14 protein-coding genes are annotated in these 14,489 nt (G+C 65.2%); 4 read left to right on the forward strand and 10 right to left on the reverse strand.

Annotation, left to right across the window (positions count from 1 at the left end; translation table 11 throughout):
- Window positions 1-63: 63 nt before the first annotated feature.
- The 4 genes from AC1MCA_RS12760 to AC1MCA_RS12775 form a co-directional block, all read right to left on the reverse strand.
- On the reverse strand, window positions 64-1,707 hold the full coding sequence (locus AC1MCA_RS12760) for a GMC family oxidoreductase (protein ID WP_479797807.1): 1,644 nt from the start codon (window positions 1,705-1,707) through the stop codon (window positions 64-66).
- On the reverse strand, window positions 1,708-3,246 hold the full coding sequence (locus AC1MCA_RS12765; RefSeq protein WP_479797809.1) for an aldehyde dehydrogenase family protein: 1,539 nt from the start codon (window positions 3,244-3,246) through the stop codon (window positions 1,708-1,710).
- 98 nt (window positions 3,247-3,344) lie between these two features.
- On the reverse strand, window positions 3,345-3,971 hold the full coding sequence (locus AC1MCA_RS12770; protein ID WP_479797811.1) for a TetR/AcrR family transcriptional regulator: 627 nt from the start codon (window positions 3,969-3,971) through the stop codon (window positions 3,345-3,347).
- A gap of 95 nt (window positions 3,972-4,066) precedes the next feature.
- A complete protein-coding gene (locus AC1MCA_RS12775; protein WP_479797813.1) occupies window positions 4,067-4,990 on the reverse strand; it encodes a LysR family transcriptional regulator in 924 nt (307 codons plus the stop codon).
- Between the two features lie 106 nt (window positions 4,991-5,096).
- On the opposite strand from AC1MCA_RS12775, the gene AC1MCA_RS12780 reads away from it, so the two are divergent.
- Window positions 5,097-5,528 (forward strand): CBU_0592 family membrane protein, encoded by a 432-nt coding sequence (locus AC1MCA_RS12780; RefSeq protein ID WP_479797815.1) that lies wholly within the window; start codon window positions 5,097-5,099, stop codon window positions 5,526-5,528.
- A gap of 84 nt (window positions 5,529-5,612) precedes the next feature.
- Here the strand turns inward: AC1MCA_RS12780 and AC1MCA_RS12785 are convergent, their stop codons facing one another.
- Entirely contained in the window at window positions 5,613-7,133 is a 1,521-nt protein-coding gene (locus AC1MCA_RS12785; RefSeq protein ID WP_479797817.1) for a phospholipase D family protein, read from the reverse strand.
- A gap of 293 nt (window positions 7,134-7,426) precedes the next feature.
- On the opposite strand from AC1MCA_RS12785, the gene AC1MCA_RS12790 reads away from it, so the two are divergent.
- Complete coding sequence (locus AC1MCA_RS12790) at window positions 7,427-7,900, forward strand: SRPBCC family protein (protein WP_479797818.1); 474 nt, start codon at window positions 7,427-7,429, stop codon at window positions 7,898-7,900.
- 90 nt (window positions 7,901-7,990) lie between these two features.
- Here the strand turns inward: AC1MCA_RS12790 and AC1MCA_RS12795 are convergent, their stop codons facing one another.
- From AC1MCA_RS12795 to AC1MCA_RS12815, 5 genes are all read right to left on the reverse strand, one after another.
- The gene (locus tag AC1MCA_RS12795; RefSeq protein WP_479797820.1) at window positions 7,991-8,845 is read right to left on the reverse strand and encodes a fumarylacetoacetate hydrolase family protein; all 855 of its coding nucleotides are present in this window, start codon (window positions 8,843-8,845) and stop codon (window positions 7,991-7,993) included.
- A gap of 53 nt (window positions 8,846-8,898) precedes the next feature.
- Window positions 8,899-10,080: an L-rhamnonate dehydratase gene (gene rhmD / locus AC1MCA_RS12800; protein ID WP_479797822.1), complete on the reverse strand. Its 1,182-nt coding sequence runs from the start codon at window positions 10,078-10,080 to the stop codon at window positions 8,899-8,901.
- A complete protein-coding gene (locus AC1MCA_RS12805) occupies window positions 10,077-11,123 on the reverse strand; it encodes a zinc-dependent alcohol dehydrogenase (protein WP_479797823.1) in 1,047 nt (348 codons plus the stop codon). Before AC1MCA_RS12805 ends, rhmD begins: the two co-directional genes overlap by 4 nt.
- Window positions 11,123-12,463, reverse strand: coding sequence for an MFS transporter (locus AC1MCA_RS12810; protein WP_479797825.1), 1,341 nt, complete (start codon window positions 12,461-12,463; stop codon window positions 11,123-11,125). The genes AC1MCA_RS12805 and AC1MCA_RS12810 overlap by 1 nt, the downstream gene beginning before the upstream one ends.
- Window positions 12,464-12,565: 102 nt before the next feature.
- A complete protein-coding gene (locus tag AC1MCA_RS12815; protein WP_479797827.1) occupies window positions 12,566-13,408 on the reverse strand; it encodes an IclR family transcriptional regulator in 843 nt (280 codons plus the stop codon).
- A 101-nt stretch (window positions 13,409-13,509) separates the two neighbouring features.
- Here AC1MCA_RS12815 and AC1MCA_RS12820 point away from each other — a divergent pair, with 101 nt between their 5' ends.
- The gene (locus AC1MCA_RS12820; protein ID WP_479797829.1) at window positions 13,510-13,701 is read left to right on the forward strand and encodes a hypothetical protein; all 192 of its coding nucleotides are present in this window, start codon (window positions 13,510-13,512) and stop codon (window positions 13,699-13,701) included.
- 288 nt (window positions 13,702-13,989) lie between these two features.
- A complete protein-coding gene (locus AC1MCA_RS12825; protein ID WP_479797831.1) occupies window positions 13,990-14,460 on the forward strand; it encodes a RidA family protein in 471 nt (156 codons plus the stop codon).
- The last annotated feature ends 29 nt before the right edge of the window (window positions 14,461-14,489 follow it).

The following is a 14,489-nucleotide window of genomic DNA, read 5'->3' on the forward strand; positions in this document are numbered from 1 at the left end:
TAGTGATGACCGGCCGGCCGTGGCGCGTGGAAGGTCAATGCCCTGCCGCCGGGACCTTGCCGCTCAGGCGAGGGATGCGGTGAGCTCCATTTCTTCCGCGGTCATGATTTCGCTGGACCGGCCGGCGCGGATGAGGTCCGCGCAGCGCTCGCCGATCATCATGACGGTGATGTTGGGGTTGACGGTGATGTGCTCGGGCATCACGGAGGCATCCGCCACGCGCAGGCCGGTGACGCCCTTGACCCGCAGCTCGGGATCCAGCGGTGACATCCCGTCGTCGGCCGGTCCCATCCGGACCGTGCCCACCGGGTGGTACACGGTGTTGTGGGTCTTGCGGATGTAATCCCGCAGCTCCTCGTCCGTCTGCGCCCCGACGCCGGGCGACAGCTCGCGGCCGGTCCATTCGGCCATGGCGGGCTGGGCGGCGATTTCGCGGGCCTTGCGGATTCCGGCCACCATGACGCGCATGTCGTGGCCTTCGGGATCCGTGAAATAGCGCGGATCCACCATGGGCTTGTCACGGAAATCGCGGCTGCGCAGCCTGACGGTGCCGCGGGAGCGGGCATGGGTGACGTTCGGGGTGAGGGAAAAGCCGTTCTCCGTGGTGGGGTAGCCGTGCCGCAGGGTGTTCATGTCGAACGGGACGGAGCCGTAGTGCATCATTAGGTCCGGACGGTCCAGGCCGTCCTCGGTTGGGGTAAAGATGCCGATCTCCCACCACTGGGTGGAGGTCTGCACCATGGGCTGCCTGGCCTCGAACTGGACCACGCCTTCGGGGTGGTCCTGCAGGTTTTCGCCCACGCCGGGGGAGTCCGCGAGGACCTCGATGCCGTGCGCGGCGAGGTGGGCTGCCGGGCCGATGCCGGAGAGCATCAGCAGCTTGGGGGAGTCGATGGCACCGGTGGACAGGATGACTTCGTGGTGCGCGGAGAGCCGGTGGGTGCGGCCGAACGCGGAGTCCACCACGTCAACGCCGGTGCAGCGCTTGTCCGCGTCGAACACCAGCTGGCGGGCACGGAGGCCGGTCAGCAGGGTGAAGTTTTCGCGGTCGATGATCGGGTGGATGTAGGAGACCGAACTCGAGGCCCGGGTGCCGTCCGCGCGGCGGTTGATCTGGAAGAAATTGGCGCCGTTGATCACGGTGGCACCGGTGTTGAACTTGGCTCGCGGAATGCCTGTCTGTTCGCAGGCGTCCAGGAGCGCGACGCCGGCAGGATCCACCGGGGGCACGTTCATCAGGTGCACGGGGCCTGAGTCCCCGTGGTGCGGGGCGTCCGGGCCGGCGTCCTCATTGGTTTCCAGTCGCTTGTACAGCGGCCAGGCGGCGTCGGCGTTCCAGCCAGTGGCGCCGTACTTCGACTCCCACTCGTCGAGGTCCTCGCGGGGAGCCCAGAACGCGATACACGAGTTGTGGCTCGAGCAGCCGCCCATCACCCTGGCACGGGCATGGCGCATAAAGGAGTTGCCGTTTTCCTGCGGTTCCACCGGGTAGTCCCAGTCGTAGCCGGACTCGAGCAGCTCCATCCAGCGGTCCAGCTGCAGGATTTCGGGCAGGTTTCGGTCATCCGGACCGGCCTCCACGAGGGCCACGGTAACGTCCGGATCCTCGCTCAGCCGGGCGGCCACGGCGGCCCCCGCGGATCCGCCGCCGATGACGACGTAGTCGAACCCGCGCTCCGTGACGTCGTCGATGTTCTCGTAATGCATCTAGTTCTCCTTGCCGTGGTCAGCAAACCAGCCGGTGACCTGCGGGCTGGTGTTCTGGTAGATGTGCTTGGCTTCCTGATACTCGGCCAGGCCCGTGGGGCCCAGCTCGCGGCCGACGCCGGACTGGCCGAAGCCGCCCCACTCGGCCTGGGGCAGGTAGGGGTGGTAATCGTTGATCCAAATGGTGCCGTGCCGCAGCCGGGATGCCACGCGCTGCGCCTTGCCCGCATCCTGGGTCCAGACCGCGCCGGCCAGGCCGTAGACCGTGTCGTTGGCGGTGGCCACCGCTTCGTCCTCGGTGCGGAAGGTCTCGACGGTGACTACCGGGCCGAACGCCTCGTCGATGACCACGGACATTCCCCGCTCGACGCGGTCCAGGACCGTGGGCTGGTAGTAGAACCCGCCGTCGTACTTTTCCTCCTCAGGCGCCGCGCCGCCGGTCCGCAGCCGGGCACCCTCCTGGATGCCGCGCTGGACATAGGCGTGGACCTTGTCGCGGTGGGCCGCGGAAATCAGCGGCCCGGTTTCGGCTGTTTCGTCGAAGGGGCCGCCGAGGCGGATCGCCTGGGCGCGGCGGACCAGTTCGTCCACGAAGCGCTCGGCGATGGATTCCTCCACCAGCAGCCGCGCCCCGGCCGAGCAGACCTGCCCGGAGTGGACGAAGGCTCCGTTCAGGGCATTGTCGACGGCGGCGTCGAAGTCCGCGTCGGCAAACACCACGTTGGGGTTCTTCCCGCCGAGCTCCAGCGCCACCTTCTTCACGGTGCCGGCGGCGGCCGCCGCGATGCGCTTGCCGGTTTCCAAACCGCCGGTGAACGAGACGAGGTCGACGGCGGGGTGTTCCGAAAGTGGTGCACCCGCCTCCGCGCCGGCGCCGGTCACGAGGTTCGCGACGCCGTCCGGCAGGCCGAGGTCCTGCAGCAGTTGCATGGCCAGGATGGCGGTGGAGGGGGTCAGTTCGGAGGGCTTGAGGACGAAGGTGCAGCCGGCGGCGAGGGCGGGCGCGATCTTCCACGCCGCCTGGAGCAGGGGGTAGTTCCAGGGTGTGATCAGGCCGCAGACACCCACGGGTTCGTAGACGATTTTGCTGACGACCTCGGCGTTCCCGGCGTCGACGATGCGTCCGGCCTGCTGGCCGGCGAGCCTGCCGAAGTATTCGAAGCAGGCGGCAATGTCGTCCATGTCGATGCGGCTTTCGACCATGCGCTTGCCGGTGTCCAGCGACTCGGCGCGGGCGAACTTTTCGCGGTGTTCGCGGAGGCCGGCGGCGACCTGGAGCAGGAAGGTGCCGCGCTCCGGGGCCGGGACATTCGACCAGACTCCGGAGTCGAAGGCTGCACGGGCTGCGGCGATGGCGCGTTCCGCATCCTCCCGGCCGGCCTCGGACACTGTGGCCACCAGTTCGCCGTCGGCGGGGTTGCGGATTTCGCGGACAGCAGCGGAAGCGGCCGGCTCCCATGCACCGTTGATGAACAGGGTGGATGCTGTTTCGGTTGTTGCGGTTCGGATGACGTCATGGGCTGGTGTGGCGTAGGTCATACGAAGGACAGTAATGCAGATTGAACGAGTGTTCAATCTTTTTTTGAACACTCGTTCAATGCTACGTATAAATTTCTACTGGACAGCTGCCCTGTGGTTCAGGACTCGTGCAGCCTGTGTTCCTTGAGGGTGTGGTCCGGAAGCGGCGCGAAGGCTATTTGCTCGGTGCGGGCGATGCTCCGCTGGATGGAGGCCTCATCAACGCCGAGAAGCGCTGTCAGCCACATGCCGTTTTGGATGACGACAATGTCGGCCGCCCGCTCGCGGCATTCCTCCCAGGAAAGACCGGGGTGGGCTTTGGAAACCAGTGAAGCGAGGCCGTCAAGATAGCGGTCGAAGGCCTCGGCGTTGATCTGTGCGTAACCCTCGTCCGCCTGGGCGAGGGCCCACAGGTGCAGGCGCAGGGACAGGTAGCGGGTGGTCAGCAGATCGGCGGCCGCCACCCGCCGGAGGGCCCGGCGCAGCTGTTCCTCCGGGTCTGACGACGGGTCGGGCGCCACCAGCCGAAGGTCATGCTCGTCCACCCGGCGCAGGGCCGCCCGTATCAGGCTCGTTTTGTCGTCGTAGTAGTAGTTCACCAGGCCGAGCGCGACGCCGGCTTCGCGGGCCACGGCCCGCATGCTCACGCCTGAAATCCCGTGGCGGGACAGCAGATCCATCGCCGCCTCGAGAATGCGCGACTGCCTGTCCATCTGTTCGCCGGAGTTCACGGCTTTGGTCCCCATCTGGCCAGACTATTGCCTAACCCGCTACGAGTGCACTTTCCCGGGCCGACGACGGCGGGAGGTCCCGCCGTCGTCCGCTCGCCGCGGGCGGTGCTTCAGGATGCCGCGCGGGTGTCGAACGCGGCGGCCGATTCCCGCAGCAGGCGTGCGACGGTGTCCACCGGAGTGCCGGTTGAACGCCGCCGGTCGAACCGTCGGAGCACGATGCGCCGCGTGCCGAGGCCGGGGACGTCCAGGACATCGACCCCGTCGTGGACGACGCCAATCAACGCCAAGGTGGGCAGGATCGCAATGCCTTCTCCCGCGGCGACGAGGGCGAGGGCTGTCAGCGTCTCCTGGTACTGATGCACCGTTTCCATCTGCGTGCCGGTCGACTGGCGGAGCCGGCCGAGTGCCGCGGAGTTTGCGGCGGTGGGCTCGACGCCGATCCACGGTAGTGGCAGCCGGGCAAGGTCGATGTTCTCGGTACTGAGCAGGGCGCCGGCGGGAACCACCAGTTTCCAAGGCTCATCCAGCAGTGGCTCCTCGGTCAGTCCGGCGGGGAGCGAACGCTGCTCGGCCGTCGTCGAATCGAGCTCCACGACGACGGCGTCGAGCTGGCGCTGGCGGAGGAGCCGCATCAGGGCAGGCAGATCGTCCTCGACAATCCGGATCTGCAACTGCGGGTACTGGGTGCGCCATTCAGGCAGGCGGGGGATCACCACCGTCCGGACAAAGCTGGTGAATCCGCCCACCCGGACCACCCCTGCGATCTTGGCCCCGCCTTCGATGCGGGCGCGGGCGACGCTGAGTGCTCGTTCAATCTCCTCGCCGGCTTCCGCGACTGCCAGGCCGGCGGGGGTCAGTACCGAGCCCTTGGGCGTGCGCACCACCAACGCGTGCCCGGTCTCGTCTTCCAATTTGGTGAGTTGCTGCGAGACAGCCGAGGGGCTGATTCCCAGTTCATCAGCCGCGGCGAGCACCCCGCCGGTGCGGGCAATCGCCAGGAGGACGCGCAGTCTGCGCGGATCGATATCCATGTTAAGTAGTTCTAAACCATATCTTCACTCAAATGCAATTGCTCTAAAGGTATTTCCTGCTCATAATTGCTGTTAAAACCCCGGTCATCACCTTTGAAAGGACATCATGGAACTGCTGTGGGAAATTGCGGGTTGGTCAGGGGCGGTTCTGATCCTTTCGGCCTATCTCTCGGTCTCCATGGGCTGGTTGAAGGCGGGCAAACGCTTCCAGGTGGCCAACCTCATCGGTGCATGCGCCTTCATCATCAACGGTGCCGTCCATGAAGCGTGGCCTTCAGTGGTCACGAACGTTGCCTGGTGCCTGATCTCGGCCGTCGCCATCCTCCGCATGCGCTCTACGAACGAGGCGCCCGCAGCCGCAGCTGAGGCTCCGCAGGTGCAGTTTCCCGGCGTCCCTGACACCACCGGCCAAATGGCTGTTGTCGAGGCCATTACCTCTGCCGTACACGGCGATACAGCTGGACGGGCGCCTGAGTGCCAGGCCGGCCTGCGTGAGATGCGGGCAAAGGATTCGGCTGTCCTGAGTGTGCAGCACTGAAGGAGCGGACGACGGCGGGACCACCCGCCGTCGTCCGCTCTGTCCGTCCTGGAACGCTGATTCGCCCTCCCGAGAAGGCGCCGACTAGAACCGGGTGGTGCCGCGCAGTTTACGGGGGCGGCCGTCCGGGTCCACGAGGAAGCGGTTAACAGGTGCTGCCCAGAGCCGCTGCAGGCGTGTCACCGGTTCTGTGGTGTGGTGGCGCACCTGTCCGTTGGGGCGGGGGGAACGGCTGCCGGTTTCATGCCATTGGTCCAGGGCGTCGGCGGCGGCATTCCACAGTTTGAGCCCGTTAGCCGGATCGTGGAGCTGGGGGTCGCTCTCGTCCAGGCCCAGGTGTTCGGCCCAGAGTTGACGCCGGACCCCGTGGGCCAGCGGATGGGCTTGCCCCTGACCATCACTGGTATCGATCACCGCGCACGTAAGCTCGCTGTCCGTGGTCCAGGACCGGCGGTTGAAGTTGTCTGACCCGCACGTGAACCAGGTGTCGTCGATGATGCAGATCTTGGCATGGACATAGATCGGGGTCCCTGCTCTGTTCTCCAGATTGAACACGCCGAATCTGTCGGGTGCCACCCTGCTGATCCTCTCGATGGCACGCAGTTGCCCGAGCCGCTTGGGCGGCCCGCCGAGCGGACCGTCGGAGTCCGGGTAGCGTGGCACCACGGCGATCACGTTCAGCCCGGGGTTCTGCTCGAGGGCCGCAGCGATCCCGGCTGCGACCTCCGCCGACCACAGGTATTGGTCCTCGATGTAGATCAGCGAGCGGGCCTGGGAGAAAGCCTTCGTGTAGGCCCGGGCAACGCTGCGCTCACCGTCGGGTGCGAACGGGAACGGCGGGTGCTTAACCCCGTAGGTGCGCAGCAGCTGCACGGCGTGGGGGCCTGCCGGTGGTGGCGGCGGAGCAGTTTCCGGCAAGGGTTCTGGGTGCCGGGGCATATCGGCCAGGCGTTGCAGCAGCATCCGGTACGGTGTGCGGCGGTCCAGGGGATGGGGGTCATCCCACCGTTCCGCGAACAGCTCCAGCACGTCGGCCACCACCGGTCCGTGAAGTTCGAGGGCGGCGTCGTGCCACGGGGGTTGCTTCCCGTACCTTGGATCCATGTCCACCGCCTGCGGGTCTCCTGCGTGACCGGCGTCGTCCCGGCGGCTGTGGCAGAGGTCGATCCCGCCCACGAACGCGACGTCCCGCGCAGGATCGTTACGGTTGCGGATCACGAAGAGTTTCTGGTGGTGGCAGCCGAAGAGGCGCACGCGCTGATCCAGCAGCACCTCACCGCCGGCGTCGTTGACCTGGCGGCTCAGGAGCTCGTTTGACCGCCAACTCATCGGGGCCGACACGCGCTCGCCATGGGATCTCCAGATCAGGCCGCGCACTTCCACTCCCGCCCGGGCCAACCGCGCCAGCAACTCGCCGATCGCCGGTCCGTCCGCCGTCAGCCGCTCGTCGGCATCGCCCCGCCAGTCGGTGAACCACACACGGTCTCCCGCCTGCAGGGCTGACAGCTCCTCGTGCAGCCGGGCAAAGTAGGTGGCCCCATGGACCAGCGGCCGCACGAGGTTGCCCTCCGACCACGACGGCGATCCGCCACCTTCCGCGTGCACGCCTGTGGCTGTGTTCCCCCGCTCACTGCCGGTTAAGAACCAGGTACCAGGATTGCTGTCCACTCAATGTTCCCTTCGGGATCCGAGGCCGGTCATGTGGCGTCCGGCCTATGCAGTAGCCTACGACTGCGGCGGTCAATGTCATCTGGTTGGGCGACGTCCTGGGAACTCCGAAGGTCTGGACACAGGTAGCCGCCGGACTTATCGTGCAGAGGTGGCGGCTGCCTGACTGGCAGCATGGCACGTGCTGCCGGTCCGTCGTTGCGGCCGTCCGTCATGACAGGAGGAAGCAGATGGAACACGTTGAAGAGACCGTTGAAGTCGCAGTTCCTGTGCGGACCGCGTACAACCAGTGGACCCAGTTCGAATCCTTTCCGCAGTTTATGTCCGGGGTGGAATCCGTAACCCAGCTGACCGACACCACCAACCACTGGGTTACCAAGGTGGGTGGTGTCCAGCGGGAGTTCGATATTGAAATAGTTGACCAGGAGCCCGACGACCGGATCGCCTGGCGCAGCATCGACGGCAAATCCCATGCCGGCATCATCAGGTTCACGCCATTGGATGCCAATCACACGAAGGTCAAAGTCCACTTCGAATGGGCGCCGGAATCCGTCACTGAAAAGGCAGGCGCAGCCCTGAAGATCGACGAGATGCAGGTCAAGGCCGACATGCGGAAGTTCAAGGACTTCATTGAATCGCGCGGTACCGAAACCGGTGCGTGGCGTGGAGACGTCAAGGACAGCGGAACCACCGGGCAGCTCTAGAGGTGGGCGTTGCCCTGTCCCAACAAACAGAAAGCGGACGACGGCGGGAACCTCCCGCCGTCGTCCGTTCCGGTCTTCGCCCCTGAGCCGCTACAGCTGGTAGCTGACCAGCTTCTGCTCCTGCCTGCCCAGCTTCTCGATGGAGATCTCCATCGTGTCCCCTTCGCGCAGGTAGGCGAACCTGCCGGACAGCGCCACACCCTGCGGGGTTCCGGTGTTGATGATGTCGCCCGGATCCAGGACCAGGTACTGGGAAAGATGCCAGACGATGTGCGCAACGGAGAAGATCATGTCTGCCGTGGTGGAATCCTGCCTGGTCTCACCGTTGACGGCTGAGCGCAGGCGCAGCTGCTGCGGATCGCCCACTTCCTCGGCTGGGACCAGCGCGGGGCCCAGGGGGTTGAACGTGGCGCAGCATTTGCCCTTTGACCACTGGCCGCCCGAGTGCTCCACCTGGTATGCGCGTTCGGAGACGTCATTGCTGACCGCATAGCCGGCAACATAGTCCAGTGCCTCCTCCGGCGAAGCGAGGTACGAGGCGCGTTTGCCGATGACCACAGCGAGCTCCACCTCCCAGTCCACCTTTTCTGCTCCCGGGGGGATGACCACGTGATCAAACGCGCCCACTACGGTGTTGGGGTGCTTGAAGAACAGGATAGGGACCGACGGCGGCGCGTCGCCCGATTCCGCCGCATGCGCGGCGTAGTTCTGGCCGATGCACAGCACGGCACCGGGCTTGGCGACCGGCGCACCGACGCGCAGCGAGGCCGCGCCGTCGAGTTCGGGGAGGCCGGATGCGATGGCCGCCCGGGCTTTGGCGATGCCGCCGCCACCCAGGAATTCGCCGTCTATGTCCGCGGTAATGGAGCGCAGGTCGAAGTATTTTCCGTCCTGCGTGGCTACCGGGATTTCCTGGCCGGGTTCGCCGAGGCGCATGATTTCCATTGAGTGTGTTCCTGTTCGCAAATTTCTTGTCATGACTGTCTGGGTATGGCGGTTCAGTGGGTGTAGGGCCGCAGCTTCTCCAGCGCGGGATTCAGCTCGACGCCGAAGCCCGGCGTCTCCGGGACCTTCAGTTTGCCGTTCACCGGTACCGGCTCGCCGAGCAACATGGGCGAGAACATGGGCACCACTTCTTCAGCTGTTGGGTGCATCATGAGGAACTCCGCGAACGGGCTGTTGGTCCGGGTGACGACGAAATGGTACGAGTACACAGACGATCCATGCGGGATCACCAGTGCCCCGGCGGCGTCGGCCATGGCCGAAATCTTGGTCAGCTCGGTGATGCCGCCGCACCAGCCGACGTCGGGCTGGAGGATATCCGCGCACTCCATGTCCAGCAGTAGCTTGAAGCCCCATCGGGTGGCCTCGTGCTCGCCGGTGGTCACCAGCATTTTGGGCGGGACCTGCTTCTTGAGCTTGGCGTAACCCCAGTAGTCATCCGGAGGGAGTGCCTCTTCGATCCATTTGAGGTTGTACTCCGCAGCGCCGTGCGCCAGCCGGGTGGCGTATTCGAGGTCAAGCGACATCCAGCAATCGAGCATGAGCCAGAAATCGTCACCCACCTTCTCCCGCATGTCCCGGATCATCTCCAGGTTCTTGTGCAGCCCTTCCTCGCCCTCGGCCGGCCCATGGTGCAGGGGCATCTTTCCGCCGATGAAGCCGAGCTTCTTGGCGACGTCGGGCCGGGCGCCTGTTGCGTACATGGTCAGTTCGTCCCTGACCGGGCCGCCAAGCATGGCATAGACGGGCTCCTGACGGATCTTCCCGAGGAGGTCGTAGAGCGCCAGATCCACGGCGCTGATGGCGTTGAGCACCACGCCCTTGCGGCCATAGAAGAGCGTGGACTTGTACATCTGGTCCCAGATCTTTTCGATGTCCGTGACGCGGGCACCTTCGACAAACCTGGCGAGGTGCTTCTCCACGATGAAGGCACCGAGTTCGCCTGCCGTGGTGACGGCGAAGCCTACGGTGCCGTCGTCGGCCTCGATCTCGACGACGAGCGTCCCCAGGACGTTCAGCCCGAAGCTCTGGCGGGACTGCCGGTACTCCGGATAGACGGACATGGGCGTGGCGATGTGGTCATCAATCCAGTGCCCGGCATCCTGGTCGTGGTAGTCGGCTCCGCCGCCGCGCAGTGTGTAGGCGCGGACGTGGCGGATGCGGTTTTCGATGCTCATTGGCTGTTCCTTGCTGAATCGAGGCGGATCAGTACTTTGCCGGCTGTGCCGTCAGCTGCCGCGAGCCCGGCGAACGCGGCGTCGGCGTCCTCCATTGAGACTTCACGGCTGATCAGTTCCGCCAGTACCGGGGAGCCCTGATCCACCCAGGCGGCTGCATCGCGGAAGTCCTGGTTGTTGTAGCAGAAGCTGCCCACGATTTCCCGTTCCTCCGTTGACACACGGTAGGCACTGAAGGCCAGCTCGGGCGAGCCCATGCCGACCAGCGAGACGACACCGCCGAACTTGGTGGCGTCGAGGGCACTCGCCATCGTGGGTTTGATGCCGACGGCATCCACGGTTGTATCCGCCAGCCGGCCAAAGTGCGTCCTGACCTGTTCATCCAACTGGCCTGCGGCGGGGTCGAGGGCTGTGGCGCCCAGGCGCTCGCAGAGGGCCCGCCGGGCGGGGTCCATTTCGGATACGAGGACCTGGGCCGCGCCTTCTTGGAGTGCCGCGAGGACGACGGACTGGCCGATCGGTCCGCCGCCGATCACCAGGACTTTCTGGCCAGGCTGGACCCTGGCGCGGCGGACAGCGTGGAAGGCGACTGCCAGGGGCTCAATCAGGGCTCCGTAAACGATCGGCGTTGCGGCGGACAGTGCCACGACGTTCTCCGCGGGAACCGCAAGCTGTTCGGCAAAAGCGGACACGATCGCGGGATTCACGCCGATGACGGTGCGCTCCGGGCAGTGCTGCTGTTGCCCGGCGTCGCATGCTTCGCAGGAGTTGCAGCTGATGAGCGGGTTGAAGGTCACCGGCTGCCCGACGGTGAAGCCGAAGCTGTCCGTGCCGGCTCCGAGGGAGGCAATGCGGCCCACTGTTTCGTGGCCCATGACCTGTCCAGGGAAGCGGCGTCCGTTGTCCCCCGTGTATCCATGAATATCCGATCCGCAGATGCCGGTGGCGACGACGTCGATGAGCACCTCGCCTGGGCCGGCGGCCGGTTCGTTGCGGTCCGCCACCACCAGCTGCCGGAAGTCTTTCAGTTCGAGTACTCGCATTAGTGCACCTTTTCGGCGATGGGCGTGGCCAGCGGATTGCTGTCGGCGATCTTGCTGATCCGGTGGCTGTTGAAGAGCAGGATGGCGCCAAGGAGGGCCGTGAAGGCCAGGAGGAAAAGCCCCGCGTTGGGGCCGAAGGAGGCTTCCGCCCAGGTCTTGGCAATGGGGGCGACAAACCCGCCGAGGCTTCCGATGGAGTTGATGAGCGCGATTCCGCCGGCGGCGGCGGCGCCCACCAGCATCCCGGTGGGAAGTGTCCAGAACACCGGCTGCACGGAGATGAATCCGGCCGCGCCGAGGGAGAGCGCCGCCAATCCCATGACCGGGTTATCCGTCAGTGCGGAGCCAAGAATGCCGAGTGCTGCCGCCGTCAGTGATGCTGTGGCCACGAGCCGGCGTTTGCCGGTTTTGTCCGCGAGCCGGCTGAGCAGGAAGGTAGCGATGATGGCGAATCCCCAGGGGACCGCCGTCATCAGCCCGACGCCGAGCCCCACCTTCGCGCCGACCAGCTCCGCAATCTGAGTGGGCAGGTAGAACGTGACGCCGTAGACGCTCATCTGGATGGTGAAGTAGATGAGGCAGAAGTAGAGCACCTTGGGGTTCGTGAGCGCGCGGAGGGCACCTTTGGGGGAGTGGTCGGCCTTGACCCGGTCTTCGACATTGAGGGCGGCGATCAGAGTGGTGCGTTCGCCTTCGTTCAGCCACTTGGCGTCGGCCGGTCCGTTGTCGAGGTAGGAGAAGGCCCAGATTCCGACGGCCACGGTAAGTGCGCCGGTGACGAGGAACATCAGCTGCCACCCTTGCAGGCCGCCCAGGCCGTCAAGGTCGAGGAGCATGCCTGAGAGAGGGCCGCCGAAGATGAAGGCGAGGGGTGCGCCGAAGTAGAACAGACCGTTGACGCGGCCCCGGAACTGGGTGGGGATCCAGTAGGTCAGGTAAAGGATGACGCCGGGGAAGAATCCGGCTTCGGTGATTCCGAGCAGCACCCGGAGAATGTAGAAGGCCCACTCGGTCTGGGCCAACATCATCAGTGCCGAGACGATACCCCAGCTGATCATGATCCGGGCCAGCCAGATCTTGGCGCCGAGCTTGCGCATGAGGATGTTGCTGGGAACTTCCAAGGCCGCGTAGCCAAGGAAGAAGATGCCCGCCCCGAGTGCATAGGCTGCATCGGAGAGGCCGGTATCCGCCTGGAAGGCGGCCTTGGCGAATCCCAAGTTGGCGCGGTCCAGGAAGGCCAGAATGTACATCAGCAGGAGTACGGGAATAAGCCTGCGGGTAACACGCCTGACGATCGGCGCCAGCGCTTCGCTGGTGGGAGCTGTCCTTGGAAGTGACACACTAACTCCTCATTGAGTTCATGATTATGAATTGTTGTTCATGGATATGAACAAGTCGAGTATGGCACAGCTCACAGGAGGGTGCAAGCATGAATCTGAGTGCTACGCAGTCCGCTTCGAATTGTCCCGATCGGCGCCATGGGGACTGTCTACGGGGATCATCAGGTCCGGTTCCCTGACCCCCAGGAGGGCGCGGATTTCCTGGGAGGCGGCCACGAGTGGCCTCAGGATGCTGCCGGGCCACTCGGCGTCGGTCCGTGCAGTGGGCATCGTCACCGAGAGTGCGGCGTACATCCCCCCGCCGGACTTACTGGTCAGGGGAACTGCAACGCAGCGGCAGCCGTCCAGGTACTCCTCGTCGTCGAGGGCAAATCCGTGTGTTTTCGCTGCGGCAACGAGCGCCGTGAGGTCCTCGACGTCAGTCACCGTCTTCTCGGTGAGCCTCGGAAGGGCCACTGATTCCAAGCGCCTGCACGCCTCGTCGGGCTCCAGCATGCTGAGCAGGGCTTTGCCGATGCCAGTGGCGTGGGCCAGCAGCCGCATGCCCACGGAGGAGCCCAGGCGCATGCCTCCGGGTGCCTGGCTAATAGCGATGTAGACGTTTTCGACGCCGTCCAGGAGGGCAAGCTGAACGGTTTCCCCGAGAGAGGCGGAGAGGCGGTCCATGATGGGTTTGGCCACGTTGGCCAACGTCTGGTGTCCGGTGTAGAGCTGCCCAACCTGCCACGCCCGAAGCCCCAGTGAATACTGCTTGTTCGCGCTGTTGTGGTCCAACCAGCCGGCAGCGCAGAGCGTATTCAGGAGGCCATGGACGCTTGAGCGCGGAAGGCTTAGGCCCTCAAGGATTTCGGTAAAGCTGGCGGAGCCCTTTCCCGCTACGAACTCCACGACGGTCAGCGCACGGTCCGCTGATTTGACAGTAAGGTTGCCGCGGTCGTCCGTCATGTTTGCTCTTCCATGGGGTATGCATGAGTGTTGCCTAGTATGTGGAGTCTGTTCACATACTTGAATTATAAACGGCTCGGCGGGAGCTAAAGAGGACTGACATGGACCTCGCATTCGGCATTGCATTTATAGGCGTCATCGCCGTCGTCGTAGTAGGCATGATTGTTACCTCGTCCCGCCAACGCCGCAAGCGGGCCTCGCGGCCGGCCCGCCACGTGGGGGAGCAGCAGTTCCAGCGCGGCCGGATCTACAAAAACGGGACCAACCACTCGAACACCCCGGGCTCCTGGTAAGCACCGCACATGACGGCTGTTGAGGAAGCTGCTCCGGCGGTGACCTGGCAGCGATGCCGCCGGCAGGCCTGGACGCAGCGAGGGAGCGCTTGGCCCAGGTGGCCCACGATGATCCGTCAGCTGCATAGCCTCACCCGGACATATCCTGCTCGAGAGTCAGACGGTCGGCAGTGCCACGAGTTTGCCGGGTCCACGGACGACGGCGGGAACATCCCGCCGTCGTCCGCTTCCGCTGGAGACGTCACTGGAGTAGCCTCGCCGCGTGAGGAATCCCGAAAGGATGCGTACATGACGCCTGAGCAGAATCTTGCCGGGGCCGGGTTGACGTTGCCGCCACCGCACCCGCTGGTTGGAACCTTTGCCCTCGTCGCTCAGCACGGGGATATCCTTTATGTTTCCGGGCACGGGGCGTTCGCGGATGGGGCGCCGATCCATCGCGGAAAGCTGGGTGCGGACCTGACGACGGCGGAAGGACAGGAGGCGGCGCGGGCCGTCATGCTTTCCCTGCTCAGCACCGTGCGCGGCCACGTCGGCGGACTGGACCGGGTCGCCCGCGTCCTGAAAGCCCTCATCTTTGTGAACAGCACACCCGAGTTCACCGAGCATCATCTTGTTGCAAATGGTGCCACTGAAGTGCTGGCCATAGCGTTCGGCACGGAGCAGCTGCCGGCCCGATCAGCTATCGGGGTCACTTCCCTTCCGCTCGGCTTCGCCGTCGAAGTAGAGGCGATCGTCGAAATCGCCGCTGCCGCCCCTTGAGCGGGCCCGGACCGCTGAAATTTCACCGC

The organism is Arthrobacter sp. BK1 (assembly GCF_056680055.1).